Source organism: Pseudomonas sp. BN414, from assembly GCF_029871275.1.
Taxonomy (GTDB): Bacteria; Pseudomonadota; Gammaproteobacteria; order Pseudomonadales; family Pseudomonadaceae; genus Metapseudomonas; species Metapseudomonas resinovorans_C.
Genome location: NZ_SSOL01000064.1, coordinates 58,942 through 73,287 on the forward strand (window position 1 = coordinate 58,942; position 14,346 = coordinate 73,287).

12 protein-coding genes are annotated in these 14,346 nt (G+C 64.4%); 10 read left to right on the forward strand and 2 right to left on the reverse strand.

The window, feature by feature from the left end:
• Positions 1–83 precede the first annotated feature (83 nt).
• Positions 84–1,472 (forward strand): iron-containing redox enzyme family protein, encoded by a 1,389-nt coding sequence (locus E8E95_RS12815; protein WP_280350646.1) that lies wholly within the window; start codon positions 84–86, stop codon positions 1,470–1,472.
• Positions 1,473–1,488: 16 nt separating this feature from the next.
• Positions 1,489–2,457, forward strand: a complete 969-nt coding sequence (locus E8E95_RS12820) for a class I SAM-dependent methyltransferase (RefSeq protein ID WP_280350650.1) — start codon at positions 1,489–1,491, stop codon at positions 2,455–2,457.
• Here the strand turns inward: E8E95_RS12820 and E8E95_RS12825 are convergent.
• Entirely contained in the window at positions 2,454–3,335 is an 882-nt protein-coding gene (locus E8E95_RS12825; protein WP_280350766.1) for a formate/nitrite transporter family protein, read from the reverse strand. The two genes, E8E95_RS12820 and E8E95_RS12825, sit on opposite strands and share 4 nt — an antisense overlap.
• A 202-nt stretch (positions 3,336–3,537) precedes the next feature.
• Between E8E95_RS12825 and E8E95_RS12830 the strand changes: the two genes are divergently transcribed.
• The 4 genes from E8E95_RS12830 to E8E95_RS12845 all read left to right on the forward strand — a co-directional run bounded on the left by E8E95_RS12830 (position 3,538) and on the right by E8E95_RS12845 (position 5,136).
• Positions 3,538–4,002, forward strand: a complete 465-nt coding sequence (locus tag E8E95_RS12830) for a PA2169 family four-helix-bundle protein (RefSeq protein WP_280350652.1) — start codon at positions 3,538–3,540, stop codon at positions 4,000–4,002.
• Positions 4,003–4,171: 169 nt separating this feature from the next.
• Positions 4,172–4,615, forward strand: a complete 444-nt coding sequence (locus tag E8E95_RS12835; protein ID WP_280350654.1) for a phosphotransferase system, HPr-related protein — start codon at positions 4,172–4,174, stop codon at positions 4,613–4,615.
• Positions 4,616–4,642: 27 nt separating this feature from the next.
• Positions 4,643–4,771, forward strand: coding sequence for a hypothetical protein (locus tag E8E95_RS12840; protein WP_256873301.1), 129 nt, complete (start codon positions 4,643–4,645; stop codon positions 4,769–4,771).
• Positions 4,772–4,893: 122 nt separating this feature from the next.
• On the forward strand, positions 4,894–5,136 hold the full coding sequence (locus E8E95_RS12845) for a metallothionein (protein WP_179058654.1): 243 nt from the start codon (positions 4,894–4,896) through the stop codon (positions 5,134–5,136).
• Between the two features lie 495 nt (positions 5,137–5,631).
• Here E8E95_RS12845 and E8E95_RS12850 read toward each other — a convergent pair whose 3' ends face one another.
• Positions 5,632–6,009, reverse strand: coding sequence for a Rho termination factor N-terminal domain-containing protein (locus tag E8E95_RS12850; RefSeq protein WP_280350658.1), 378 nt, complete (start codon positions 6,007–6,009; stop codon positions 5,632–5,634).
• Positions 6,010–6,179: 170 nt separating this feature from the next.
• Between E8E95_RS12850 and E8E95_RS12855 the strand changes: the two genes are divergently transcribed.
• From E8E95_RS12855 to glgB, 4 genes are all read left to right on the forward strand, one after another.
• The gene (locus tag E8E95_RS12855; RefSeq protein WP_280350660.1) at positions 6,180–6,725 is read left to right on the forward strand and encodes an MgtC/SapB family protein; all 546 of its coding nucleotides are present in this window, start codon (positions 6,180–6,182) and stop codon (positions 6,723–6,725) included.
• 129 nt (positions 6,726–6,854) lie between these two features.
• A complete protein-coding gene (locus E8E95_RS12860) occupies positions 6,855–8,840 on the forward strand; it encodes an alpha-1,4-glucan--maltose-1-phosphate maltosyltransferase (protein WP_280350662.1) in 1,986 nt (661 codons plus the stop codon).
• A gap of 16 nt (positions 8,841–8,856) precedes the next feature.
• Complete coding sequence (treS, locus tag E8E95_RS12865) at positions 8,857–12,165, forward strand: maltose alpha-D-glucosyltransferase (protein WP_280350665.1); 3,309 nt, start codon at positions 8,857–8,859, stop codon at positions 12,163–12,165.
• Complete coding sequence (gene glgB / locus E8E95_RS12870) at positions 12,162–14,324, forward strand: 1,4-alpha-glucan branching protein GlgB (RefSeq protein ID WP_280350667.1); 2,163 nt, start codon at positions 12,162–12,164, stop codon at positions 14,322–14,324. Before treS ends, glgB begins: the two co-directional genes overlap by 4 nt.
• Positions 14,325–14,346 lie beyond the last annotated feature (22 nt).

Sequence of the window (14,346 nt, forward strand, 5' to 3'; positions counted from 1 at the left end):
CAGGTCGCCTTCGCCGCCTGTCAATCACGCTGAATCTTTCCGCTGCCCACGGTTCGGAAGGTGAGGACACCCAGGAGCCGGCAATGGACAAATCCCCTCTCCGCGACGACGGCGCAGCCGTCGCTTCCCGGCCCCAGGCGGTCGACCCGGCGAAAAACCTTTACTGGAAATTGCTGGCCGAGCCGGAGTCGGCTGCGGTGATCCAGCGTGCGCGACGCTTCCTGGAAGTCCAACTGGCCGAGGCCGCGAGTCTCCCTTGCGACATGCCGAACGACCCCGCGCAGCTCCTCGGCTGGATGGAAAATCGCGTGCACCAGACGGCAATTGCCTACGCCGACTACCAGGCACAACGCGCCCAGGGGCAACCGCGACGCTACTTCAGTTGTCGCGCCCATGCCCTGTACTTCCTGCGCGGCGTCGCGCCGACCAAGCTGGTGGACGGTGCCTGGCTCTATGGCCTGCTCGCCCACTGGCGGGAGCACCGTTTCCACGGACTGGTGCGCACCTACCTGGAAGAACTGGGCGAGGGCGTGCCGGAACAGAACCACGTGCTGATCTACCGAAACCTGCTGGCTCGCCACGGCTGCGATGACATCGAAGGCCTGGATGACGCGTGCTACATCCAGGGCGCCACGCAGCTGGCGCTCGGGTACTTGGCGCGGGAGCGGTTGCCGGAAGTCATCGGCTACAACCTGGGCTACGAGCAATTGCCGCTGCACCTGTTGATCTGCACGCGCGAACTGGCGGAGCTGGGCATCGATCCTCACTACTTCCGTCTGCACGTCACCATCGACAACGTCAGTTGCGGACATGCCATGCAGGCCGTGAAGGCCCTGCACGAAAACCTGCCCCTGGCCGCCCGGCGTGACGAGTTCATGGCGCGGGTGGCGCGGGGATATCGGCTGAATGACCTTGGCCTGGGCACCCTCGACGTGATCGCGCGCTTCGACCTGGAGCACGAACTGCTCTGCATGCTCGAGCGCAAGCGGCACAAGGCGCAGAACATGCACTCGGACGCGTCGGTGGTGCAGGGCTGCCCGCTCAACCGCTGGCTGAGCCAGCCGGGGCAGATGAAGCGGCTACTCGTGGCACTGGAGCAGCGTGGCTGGATTCGTCGTCACGAAGCCCCCGCCGCCAGCCGCTTCTGGCAGGTGGTAGAGGGGCAGTCGGCGGCCATGGTCGGCGTGTTCAGCCCTTATGAAAAACAGCTGATCCATGACTGGATTGCCGGACGCTGGCTGCAGACGCCGCAAGCGGCCTGCCAGCCCTGGCGGCGTGCGCGTCATCGTGCGTCGCCGCCGTCCGGAGTGGGCGACGAATTCGATCTCGACGAGCGAGCCCTGCAAGGGCAGCTGGACGCGATAGATCCTGACGGTGGAATGCAGCGGCTCATCAGCCTGATGTCGCCGGCCTTCCACTACCGGCCGGCGGGGCTGCTCGCGACCCGCCTGTTCACGGCACAGTCGAGATGAACGAAGGGGCAGGACCATGCAAGGCGACGATAGCTGTTCCGAACTGTCCAGACGCAACCAGGCACTGCTGCATCTGGGCGAAGCGCTGAAACAACGCGGCTACCATTTCACCACGGTCACACCAGCCACCCACGTGCGCATCAACCAGCGCCCGGAAAATGTCATGGCCGTGGATCTGGACGGGGTGTTCGGCTGGAGCCGGCCCTTCACTCGGGAGGTGATTGGCGAGGACCTTTTCAAATTGATGGAAGCCGCCGACGTACTGATCGCCGGGATCGACGGTTTTCGCTCCACGGTCCGCTGGTCCAGCCTGGGCGGGGAGCTCTACGTGCACTCCAGCTTCCCCACGGATGCCGCCGATGCCGTGTTCTTCGGTCCTGACACCTACAGGTTCGTGCAAGCCATCGATTGCTTCCTGGACCGATCCGAGCGGGACGTGGTCAAGGCCGTGGACGTGGGGTGCGGCACAGGCGCAGCGGCAATCCGCATCGCCGGGCGCTTCCCGCACGCGGATGTGCAGGCGGTGGATATCAACCTGCGCGCTCTGGAGTTCACCCGGATCAACGCCCGCCTGGCGGAAACACCCGGCGTGCGCGCCATCGTGAGCGATCTGTTGCGAGAGGCCGAAGGTCACTTCGACCTGATCGTGGCCAATCCGCCCTACATGCTGGACCCGGCGCAACGCACTTACCGGCACGGAGGAGGGGAGATGGGCAGCGGCCTGTCCCTGGCCATCCTAGACGGGGGCGTTGCGCGCCTGGCTCCTGGCGGTGCTCTGCTGCTCTATACCGGGGTGGCGATCGCGAACGGACGGGACAGCTTCTTCGAACGCGTTGCCGAATGCCTGGGTGCCACGGACCTGCAATGGCATTACCGGGAGCTGGACCCCGATGTCTTCGGTGAGGAACTGGACGAATACGCCTACCTCAATACCGACCGCATCGCGGCGGTGTTGCTGACGGTGGTGCGCGGCCCGGGGAACTAGCTTTCCTGGGCCTCCCGTTCGCGGCGGCGATCCCGTTCCTCTTGCTGGAGTTCGACATCGCTGCGGATCTGCGCGTGGCTGATCAGCGCGAAAATGAAACTGCCACCGACGATATTGCCAAGCAGGGTAGGGCCGGCGAAGACGAGCCAGAATTCCATCCAGGCCAGTTCGCCCGCAAAGACGAGGTAGGCGGCCTCCACCGAACCCACCACGATGTGGGTGAAATCACCGAGTCCCATCAGTGTCGTCACCAGCACGATGATCCAGAACTTGGCGCTCTCCTGGGCCGGGATCATCCACACCATGGTGGCGATCATCCAGCCGGAAATGACCCCACGGGCGAACATCTGGGTGCTGTCGTTCTCCATCAGCTTGCGGCCGATTTCCAGGAAAGCCGCGTCGGTCTGCGCGTCGAAGATCGGCAACTGCAGCAGCAGATAGGCCACCAGCAGGGTTCCGGCGAGGTTGCCGGTCAGTACCACACTCCAGAGCTTGCCCAGACGTGCGAAATTGCCGGGCGTGGGTTTGTTCATGACCGGCAGCACTGCCGTCAGGGTGTTCTCGGTGAAGAGTTGCTGGCGTGCCAGGATCACCGCGAGAAAACCTGCCGAGTAACCAATGCTGGAGAGGGCCGTGGCGGCTTCGACACCTTCCAGGCGCGCCCGCAGCAGGCCCATGCCCATCATCGACAGTCCCATGGACAGGCCGGCCGCCAGCGCCGACCACCAGAGCGCGGCGACCGTACGCTGCAACTCCTGGTCGCCCTGCAGGCGGATGATCTCGTGAACCACCGCGGCGCGGGGCGGTTTGCTCTTGTGGGCTTCCCGCTCTTCGCTGGGGGTGAGGGACGGGGTCTTGTCACTGTTGCTCTTGTCCATGGCGAGGATGACCTGCGCAGCTTGGCTATCCATTTGTGACCCTGTGTTGGCTCATTGGACTCCGTGCCATCCATCGCGGGCCCGATGACCGCCGGGGAAAATTACCTGAACGATCGTCACGCCGGTTACGTCGGAAGACTGCGTAGGCCCGGCACGGGTCATCCATTCATGCACAGGCCGTAGCCGGCCAGGAGCGGACACCATGGAACTCACTGAAGATCGCAAAGACACGGTACGCACCCTCAACAACCTCATCGAAACCAGCAAGGACGGCGAAGCGGGCTTCAAGGTCTGCGCCGACGACGTAAAGCGCCCGGACCTCAAGCAACTGTTCATGGAGCGCTCACGGCAGTGTGGTGCGGCCGCCGCCGAACTGCAGAGGGCCGTGGTTGAACTTGGCGGCGAACCAGAAGACAGCACCAGCGTCAGCGCCGACCTGCATCGTCGCTGGGTAGACCTGAAATCCCTGGTCACCGGCAAGGACGAGAAAGCCATCCTCAACGAATGCGAGCGCGGCGAAGACGTGGCCAAGAAGCAGTATGCCGAAGCGCTGCAGACGAACCTGCCGACCGACGTTCGTGCCACCGTCCAGCGGCAGTACGAAGGGGTGTTGCGCAATCACGATCAGATCAAGGCACTGCGCGACGTCGAGCGCGCCAGGAGCTGATCGGCCGCGAAAAAGGCCCGGATATGTTCCGGGCCTTTCATGTCCTATTTGCCGACTTTTTTCGCGAGCAAGCTCGCTCCTACAAGTGGAACTCCGCTCGGCAAAAAACCTGAATCATTGCCGCGGGCTGCCAGTCGACTGAAGCAGGTAACCCAGTTGGAGAGGCACCATGATTCGCGACAAACCCGCCCCAAGAGCAAGCGACGTGACCGAAGGCAGCATGGGCTCGGCGCGCGAGCTGGACTTCAGCGAAGAGCGCGACACCCGTGAAGGCAGCATTGAAGACCTGCGCCCCACCGGCGAGATCGAACGGGAAATGCCGTCCGAATATGTGGTGGAACGTGGCGGCGAGAGACCGGACGACAGCCCTCGCGAAGACAATGTGACCCCCGACGATCTCAGCCCCGACACGCTGTATGACCAGACCGGCGCCCGCTCCCCGGAAGAGCGAGAAGGTGACAGCCCCGCGGATCAGGAATTGCGCACGGTGCCCGAGTCGGAGATCGGCGGCGGCATCGGTCTTGATGAAGCGGAACTGGGCCGCTCGGCCCCCCTCGACGGCAAACCCTGGACCGACCGGGTTTCGCCGGTGGAAGGCTCTGAAGACGAGTGACGCGCCCGAGCGCGTGGAGGTTCAACCATGAAAAATCCCAAGATCAATTGGGTTCCAGCCAATCGGTTTGGCGTGAAAGTCGTGGTTTCCCTGAGCAGAAAACGCCGCTCGCGCAAGCCACGCAAAGTAGTTACCCAGGCGGCAGGGCGGGTCTGAACCATGCAGATGCCGCACACCCCCGATAAGCACCGCTACCCGGAGAACCGGCAGCGGCCATTGATCAGCCATGTTCCCCTGCCCAACACGGCGCTGGGATTTTTCCTCTGGAGGGTACGACCATGAACGGAGCGCGCTGCGCCTGTCCCGAGTGCACCTGCATCGTGGACGCCGACGCCGTGGTAGTTGATGGAAAAGCCTTCTGCTGCCCCGCGTGCGCCGAAGGCCATCCTTCGGACAACGCACAATGCCGGGACCCGAACTGCCAATGCGGCGAGGCCAATGCGCAAGACCAGCCGCGCGAAACCCAGGTCGACCACGCCCTGGAGGAAACCTTCCCGGCGAGTGATCCGATTTCGCCGTGATTGGGGGCGGAGTCGCCGCCCCATATCATCTACTTCGCTTCAGGATGACTTGTGCCTCGCCGGCGCGAGTCACCCCTCGCCCGCTTGCGGGAGAGGGGCCGGGGGAGATGGTAGCGCCTGGCCCGCTGGAAGTTCGGGGCAGAACTGCGTCCTGCTTGGCGAATGAATTCGCCCCTACAGTAGGTTTCCCCCTGGAAGCGCGGAGCCGCCGGCGCGAGTCACCCCTCGCCCGCTTGCGGGAGAGGGGCCGGGGGTGAGGGGAGCACCAGGCCAGCTGGGAGTTTGCGGGCAGAACTGCGTTCTGCTTGGCGAATGAATTCGCCCCTACAGTAGGTTGCCCCCTGGAAGCGCGGAGCCGCCGGCGCGAGTCACCCCTCTCCACTTCAGGGAGAGGGGCCGGGGGTGAGGGAAGCATCCGGCCAGCTGGGAGTCCCCTACAAAAACTCCAAAAAAAAACCGTCGCCATACTGCTGCGACGGTCAGGGGAAGTCGATTTCAAGCGCCCTTGCGCAGCGCCTCTATCAGTTCGGACTTGCGCATCTTGGAGCGCCCCGGAATGTTGCGCTTGCGGGCCCGTTCCATCAGTTCGGTCTTGGTCATGCCATCGACCTTCTGGCCAGGACGAGGGACGCCCTTACGGGTGGCCGCTGCTCTGCGGGCGGAGGATTTGCGTGCGGCTTGCTTTTCCCCGGCGCTGGTTTTCTGTCCTGAGCCGCCGGTGCGTTCACCGCCTCCGGATTGCTTGTTGACCGTGGCCCATGCGCGGGACTCGGCTTCGTCCTTGGAAACGCCCTTGGCCTCGTAACTCTCCTCGATGTGCTCGGCCTTGCGCTTCTGTTTGTCGGTGTATTTGTCTTTGCTTCCGCGTGGCATGGAGTGCTCCTCCTAAAGGTCGCCTGCGGCTCGAACGCCGCATGGCCTTATTTTGGAAGAGGCGCTCGGGGCCCCGTGGTTCGCTTCAGCGGATGAACGGTGCGCCGATAGCTCGAACCGCTTCGCCTCGGCCGGTTTCAGAATTTCATGGGGTCCGTCTGGAAAGCACCATGGAACTGGGCGAACGCATCCTCAACACCCTGGTGGCGGAGTTCGCCGACCTCGGCCACGTGGAAGGACTGGTTCGGGCGCTGCTGCGCTTTCTGCTCGCGATCTTCCTTGGTGGCCTGGTTGGCTACGAACGGGAGGTCAAGGGCAAATCGGCCGGCATGCGTACCCATATGCTGGTATGCCTCGGTGCGGCGCTCTTCATCATGGCGCTGGAGCAGGACGGCGCCGGCCACGACGCCATCAGCCGGGTCATCCAGGGCATCGCCGCCGGTATTGGTTTCCTTTGCGCCGGTACCATCCTCAAAGGACGCAGCCCCGCCGACGTCCAGGGCTTGACCACCGCCGCCGGGCTCTGGGCAGCCACCGCCATCGGGGTTGCCGTCGGGATGGGGCGTGAGGGCACAGCCGTGCTGGGAACCCTGTTGGCGCTGGTGGTGCTGCATGTGGTCCCGTTCCTGGTCGATCCCGCGGGGAATGGTAAGGACGACGTGGAGGACGAACCGGCGCACAAGGACGAGAGGGACGACGAGGACGGAAAGCCGTAGGAAATCACCTGAACTTTCCTGCCGTCGTGCCCTCGGAATCCCAGTAGCCCACCCCATCGAATGCAGGTCCTCCGGGTCGGGCCGACTCAACCGATTGCATCGTCTGAACGGCGTTCAAGGAGCCAGAGCATGCTTCCGGCGCAAGAAGGCGAATCCACGGCGATTCGCGCAGCACGAGAACCCCGGTTGTGCATCGAGGGCGTGGAGCCAGTGGTCGAAGGCGGCCGCTTTCCGGTCAAGTGCATCAGCGGGCAGGCCCTGGAAGTCCAGGCGGTCATCTTCGCCGACGGCCATGACCAACTGGCGGCGGATCTGCTGTGGAGGATGACGGGACAGGCGGACTGGCGGCGCACTCCCATGGAGCTGCTCGGCAACGACCATTGGACGGCACGGTTGAGGCCCGAGGGAGAAGGGCGCCTGGAGTTCGCCATCGAGGCCTGGCAGGACGTCTTCGCCAGCTTTCGCTATGAGCTGACCAAGAAATATGGCGCCGGCGTGCCAGTCCCCCTCGAACTGGCCGAAGGTGCATCGCTGGTCCGGCGAATTGCGGGCGAAGCCCCGTCGCACATGACCGGCGAACTGGACCAGTTCCTGGCACGGCTGGATGGCTGCCAGGGTATCCAGGACCAGGTAGCACTGTTCATCGAGCCCGAGGTCGGCAACCTGATGCGCCGCGCCGAGCACCGTCCGCATCTGCTGCGCAGCCCCGCATACCCGGTGGAGGTGGAAAGGCACCTCGCGCTATTCGGTAGTTGGTACGAGCTGTTCCCCCGTTCCGAAAGCCCTGACCCGACCCGACACGGCACCTTCGCCGATGTCCGTCGGCGCCTGCCGGACATCGCCAGGATGGGCTTCGACGTGCTCTATTTCCCGCCCATCCATCCCATCGGCCGCACTCACCGCAAGGGTCCCAACAACAGCTTGCGCGCCGGGCCCGACGATCCCGGCAGTCCCTATGCGATCGGCAGCGAGGAGGGCGGCCACGAGGCTGTCCACCCCGAGCTGGGCAGCCTGGAAGACTTCCGCATGCTGGTGGATTCGGCCCATGCCCATGGCCTGGAAGTGGCGCTGGACTTCGCCATCCAGTGTTCCCCCGACCACCCGTGGCTGAAGCAGCATCCCGGCTGGTTCAGCTGGCGCCCGGACGGCACCATCCGCCACGCGGAGAATCCGCCGAAGAAGTACGAAGACATCGTCAACGTCGATTTCTATGCCGAACAGGCCATTCCCGGTCTCTGGCTGGGCCTGCGCGACGTGGTGCTCGGCTGGGTGGACCAGGGCGTCAGCCTGTTTCGCGTCGACAACCCGCACACCAAGCCGCTGCCGTTTTGGGAATGGCTGATCGCCGAAGTACGGCAGCGTCACCCGCAGGTGATCTTCCTCTCCGAGGCCTTCACCCGGCCGGCGATGATGGCGCGTCTGGGCAAGATCGGCTTCAGCCAGAGCTACACCTACTTCACCTGGCGCAATACCAAGGCCGAGCTGCAGAAGTACCTGACCGAGCTCAACCAGCCGCCGTGGCGGGATTGCTACCGACCCAACTTCTTCGTCAATACGCCGGACATCAATCCCTTCTTCCTGCACCACAGCGGGCGCCCCGGTTTTCTCATCCGCGCGGCGCTGGCCACCATGGGCTCCGGACTCTGGGGCATGTACGCAGGTTTCGAGCTGTGCGAATCGGCGCCCGTGCCCGGCAAGGAGGAATACCTGGACTCGGAGAAATACCAGCTGCGTGCGCGGAACTACGACGCGCCGGGCAACATCCGCGCGGAGATCACCCAGCTGAACATGATCCGTCGCGACAACCCCGCCTTGCAGACCCACCTGGGCTTCAAGGCCTACAACGCCTGGAACGACCAGATCCTCTACTTCGGCAAGCGCACCGAAGACTTGTCGAACTTCATCCTCATCGCCATCAGCCTCGATCCGCAGCGGCCCCAGGAAGCGCATTTCGAACTGCCCCTGTGGGAGTTCGGTCTGGCTGACGACGCCGACCTGGAAGGCGAAGACCTCATGAGCGGCCACCGCTGGACCTGGCACGGCAAGGAGCAATGGATGCGCATCGACCCCGCGCACCTGCCGTTCGGTATCTGGCGCGTCCGCCCGGTCCGTTGAGAACAGGAGTATCCCCATGGCTAAGCGCAGCGGAAGGGCAGCCTTCCTGAACGACCCGCACTGGTACAAGGACGCGATCATCTACCAGGTCCATGTGAAGTCCTTCTACGACGCCAACAACGACGGCATCGGCGATTTCGCCGGGCTGATTGAAAAGCTGGACTACATCGCCGAACTCGGCGTGAACACCGTCTGGCTGCTGCCGTTCTACCCATCGCCGAGGCGTGACGACGGTTACGACATCGCCATGTACCGGGGTGTGCATCCCGACTACGGCACCCTTGCCGATGCCCGGCGCTTTATCGACGAAGCCCATCGACGGGGCCTGCGGGTGATCACCGAGCTGGTCATCAACCACACCTCGGACCAGCACCCCTGGTTCCAGCGGGCCCGCCATGCGAAGAAGGGTTCCAGGACGCGGGAGTATTACGTCTGGTCGGACACGGACGACAAGTACACCGGCACCCGGATCATTTTCATCGACACCGAGAAATCCAACTGGAGCTGGGACCCGGTGGCCGGGCAGTACTACTGGCACCGCTTCTATTCCCACCAGCCGGACCTGAACTTCGACAATCCGCGGGTGCTGAGCGCGGTGCTAAAGGTCATGCGCTACTGGCTGGACATGGGCGTGGATGGGCTGCGTCTGGACGCCATTCCGTACCTGATCGAGCGCGACGGCACCAACAACGAGAACCTGCCGGAAACCCACACGGTGCTCAAACGCATCCGCGCCGAACTGGACGCCCGCTACCAGGACCGGATGCTGCTGGCCGAAGCCAATCAGTGGCCCGAGGACACGCGCCCGTACTTCGGCGATGACGACGAATGCCACATGGCCTTTCACTTCCCGTTGATGCCGCGCATGTACATGGCCATCGCCCAGGAAGATCGCTTCCCGATCACCGATATCCTGCGCCAGACGCCGGAGATCCCGCCGAACTGCCAATGGGCGATCTTCCTGCGCAACCACGATGAACTGACCCTGGAGATGGTCACCGACGATGAGCGCGACTACCTCTGGGATTATTACGCCGGAGACAAGCGGGCGCGCCTGAACCTGGGCATCCGTCGGCGCCTGGCACCGCTGGTGGCGCGCGACCGGCGCCGCGTGGAGCTGTTGAACAGCCTGCTGCTGTCCATGCCCGGGACGCCGACGTTGTATTACGGCGACGAGATCGGCATGGGCGACAACATCTACCTCGGCGATCGCGATGGCGTGCGCACCCCGATGCAGTGGTCGATCGACCGTAATGGCGGATTCTCCCGCGCTGACCCGGCCCGGCTGGTCCTGCCGCCGATCATGGACCCGCTGTACGGCTACCAGACCATCAATGTCGAGGCGCAGGCGCACGATTCCCACTCGCTGCTCAACTGGATGCGCCGCATGCTCAGCGTACGCAAGCAGCAGAAAGCCTTCGGCCGGGGCAGTGTGAAGATGCTCTCGCCGAGCAACCGACGCATCCTCGCCTACCTGCGCGAATACCGTGACGCGGATGAAGACCGTGACGAGAGCATCCTGTGCGTCGCCAACCTCTCCAGTGCGGCCCAGGCGGTCGAGCTGGAACTGGCCGACTTCAACGGTCGCGTGCCGGTGGAGATGGTGGGCGGTTCGTCCTTCCCGCCCATCGGCCAGCTCACCTACCTGCTGACGCTGCCGCCCTACGGTTTCTACTGGTTCTACCTCGCCGATGCCTCGCAGATGCCCAGCTGGCACAAGAAACCCGTCGAGCGCATGCCCGAACTGCAAACCCTGGTCCTGCTGCGGCAGATCGACGAGATCATCCAGATCAAGGCGCGCCAGACGCTGGAATACGAGGCCCTCCCGCTGTACCTGCCGAAACGCCGCTGGTTCGGCGGCGGGAACGTCACAGCGGGCAGTGTCCATCTGCTCTACGCCATGCCACTGGACGAAGGGCCGGACGCTCCGGTCCTGACCGAGATCGAGGTCCACGGCGCCCACGGGCCCGAGTTCTACCAGTTACCCCTCGCCGTCGTGCCCGAACGCCCCAGTGGCAGCGACCTGCCGCAACAACTGGCCCTGGCGCGGCTGCGGCGCGGGCGCAAGGTCGAACTCTTGACCGATGCCTTCTCCCTGCCAGGCTTCAGCCTCGACATCCTCCGGCACCTGCGCGCCGGATCAGTGTTGCGCAATGCGGACGGCGAACTGCAGTTCCTCCCGGAAGACACCCTGGCGGATATCGACACGGGCCCGGAACCCGAGGTGAAGCTGTTGACAGCGGAGCAATCCAACAGCTCGGCGCTGATCGGTGGCCGGTTGTTGCTCAAACTGCTGCGTCGCGGCTTCCCCGGCGTTCACCCGGAGGTCGAGATGGGGCGCTTCCTCACCCATCACGGCTACGCCCACGTGGCGCCGTTCCTCGGTGAAGTCCTGCGCGTGGACGAAGAAGGCCAGCCGCACACGCTGATGGTCCTGCAGCGGTACCTGGACAACCAGGGCGACGCCTGGACCTGGACCTTGAACAACCTTGACCGGGCCATTCGCGATTGCATGGGCGGGGCCGAGGTGGCCAGTGACGAAGGTGCCCTGGCGGAGCTGAAGGTGTTCGCCGGAACCCTGGGCAAGCGGGTCGGGGAAATGCACGCGGTACTGGCGCGACCGACCGAAAACCCCGATTTCGGCTATCGACTGAGCGACGACAGCGACAGCGCGGAATGGGCCACCCGCATCAGTGCGCAGCTGCGCGAGGCACTGGCTGCCCTGGTCCATGCCCAGGAGCGGCTGGGTTCGGACGATGCGGCCTCTCTGCAGTGGCTGCGCGCCGAAGAGGAGCGTTTACTGATGGTCATCGGCCGCCTGGCGAGCCTGGCGGCGGGCGGGATCCTCATTCGGGTCCACGGCGATCTACATTTGGGACAGGTACTGGTGGTGCAGGGTGACGCCTACGTCATCGATTTCGAGGGCGAGCCCAGCCGGCCATTGTCGGAGCGACGCCAACGCCACAGTCCCATGAAGGATGTCGCCGGCATGCTCCGCTCATTCGATTACGCAGCGGCGGTGGCGAGCCGCAAGGCCTGTGGCGCCGACAACTCCGCCGAGGCCCGGCACGCATGCTCCGCCGTCGTCGCCCGTTACCGCGCCAATGCGCGCACCGCCTTCCTCGATGCCTATCGTCTGGCGGCCAACGGCCTGCCTCACGAGTGGCATGGCCGGGAAGGCGAGGGCGCTGCACTGGCGTTGTTCAGTCTGGAAAAGGCCGCCTATGAAATTCTGTACGAAAGCGGACATCGCCCGGACTGGCTCGACGTGCCGCTGCACGGACTCCTGGAATTGTCACGACACCTGGTGGGACACCGCACATGATCGATGAACGACTGGAACGCCTGCGACGGGCGGAAGAAGCGGACCCCTTCAGTTTTCTCGGCCCCCATGCCGAGACGGACGGAATACGGGTGCGGATATGGCTGCCGGGCGCCGAGGCTGTGGAGTTGCTGGACGCCACCGACCAGAGCTCGCTTGGCGCGATGCACAGGACCGACCCCGAGGGACTCTTCGAGGGACTGATGGCCGAGCCGCGCCAATACCTGTTGCGTATCCAGTGGCCTGGCGGGCAGCAATTGACGGAAGACCCTTATGCGTTCGGCGCGCTGCTCGGCGATGTCGATCTCTACTTGTTCGCCGAGGGTAATCACCGGGAACTGGGCAGCTGCCTGGGGGCACAGCTTATCGATCAGGGCGGCACACCCGGTGTGCGCTTCGCCGTCTGGGCGCCCAATGCGCGGCGGGTGTCCGTGGTCGGCGATTTCAACGCCTGGGATGGACGTCGGCACCCCATGCGCAAGCGTTACCCGGCCGGTATCTGGGAACTCTTCATTCCGCGCCTGGAGGCGGGCGAACGCTACAAGTATGAAATCCTCGGCGCCGAAGGGCTGTTGCCCTTGAAGGCCGACCCGGTGGGGTTGGCCAGCGAGCTGCCGCCCGAGACCAGTTCCCGGGTGGCCGGGCCGCTGGAGTTCGACTGGAAGGACCAGGAGTGGATGGCGCGCCGCAAGGTCGGCCAGCAACATGACCAGCCGCTTGCCATCTACGAGCTCCACGCCGGCTCCTGGCAATGGTTCGAAGATCGACCACCGAGCTGGGGGGAACTCGCCGAATGCCTGATCCCCTACATCCTGGAAATGGGGTTCACCCATATCGAACTCATGCCGATCATGGAGCATCCCTTCGGCGGCTCCTGGGGCTATCAACCGCTTTCGATGTTCGCGCCCACCGCACGCTTGGGCAGCCCGAAGGACTTCGCCGCGTTCGTCGATGCCTGCCATGGTTCGGGAATCGGCGTGATCCTGGACTGGGTGCCGGCGCACTTCCCCACTGACGAGCACGGGCTCGCCCGCTTCGACGGCACGGCGCTGTATGAATACGAGCACCCCTTCGAAGGTTTCCACCAGGACTGGGACACGCTGATCTACAACCTGGGCCGCACGGAAGTCCACGGCTTCATGCTGGCCTCGGCGCTGCACTGGTTGCGGGTCTATCACGTCGACGGACTGCGAGTCGACGCGGTGGCTTCGATGCTTTACCGCGACTATTCACGCAAGGAAGGCGAGTGGATTCCCAACCGTCACGGCGGACGCGAGAACCTGGAGGCCATCGAGTTTCTTCGCCATCTCAACGAGGTGGTGCGCAGCGAGGTACCGGGGGCGATGGTCATCGCCGAAGAGTCCACCGCCTGGCCGGGTGTCAGCCACCCCGCAGCGGAAGGCGGTCTGGGCTTCGCCTACAAATGGAACATGGGCTGGATGCATGACAGCCTGGACTACATCCAGAAAGAACCGATCCACCGCAAGCACCATCACCACCAGGTGACCTTCGGTCTGCTCTATGCCTTCTCCGAACACTTCATCCTGCCGATCTCCCACGACGAGGTGGTGCATGGCAAAGGCTCGCTGCTGGCGCGGATGCCGGGTGACCGCTGGCAACAGTTCGCCAACCTGCGCCTGTACCTCAGCTTCATGTGGACCCATCCGGGCAAGAAACTGCTGTTCATGGGCTGCGAGTACGGCCAATGGCGCGAATGGGACCACGACCAGCAACTGGACTGGTACCTGCTGCGTTATCCAGAGCACGCGGCGATTCGCGAGCTGGTGAAGGAACTCAACGCCCATTACCGACGGGAGCCGGCGCTCTATCAGCGCGACGGGCGCGCCGAGGGTTTCCAGTGGCTGATAGGCGACGACTTCCACAACAGTGTCTTCGCCTGGTTGCGCCATGGCGACGACGGCAAGCCGTTGCTGGTGGTGCACAACTTCACGCCCGAGCCGCGCCGCGACTACCGGATCGGCGTCCCCCGGGCGGGACTCTGGCAATTGCTGCTGAACACCGACGACGCGCGCTTCAGCGGCTCCGGCGCTGGTACCCAGGGGGCACTAGACAGTGAGCTGGTGATCTCCCATGGCGAGGCCCAGTCGCTGCTGCTGGACCTTCCACCCCTGGGCACGCTGATATTCCGACCGGAGCGCTGACGCAGGCTGCCGGCCGGAACGG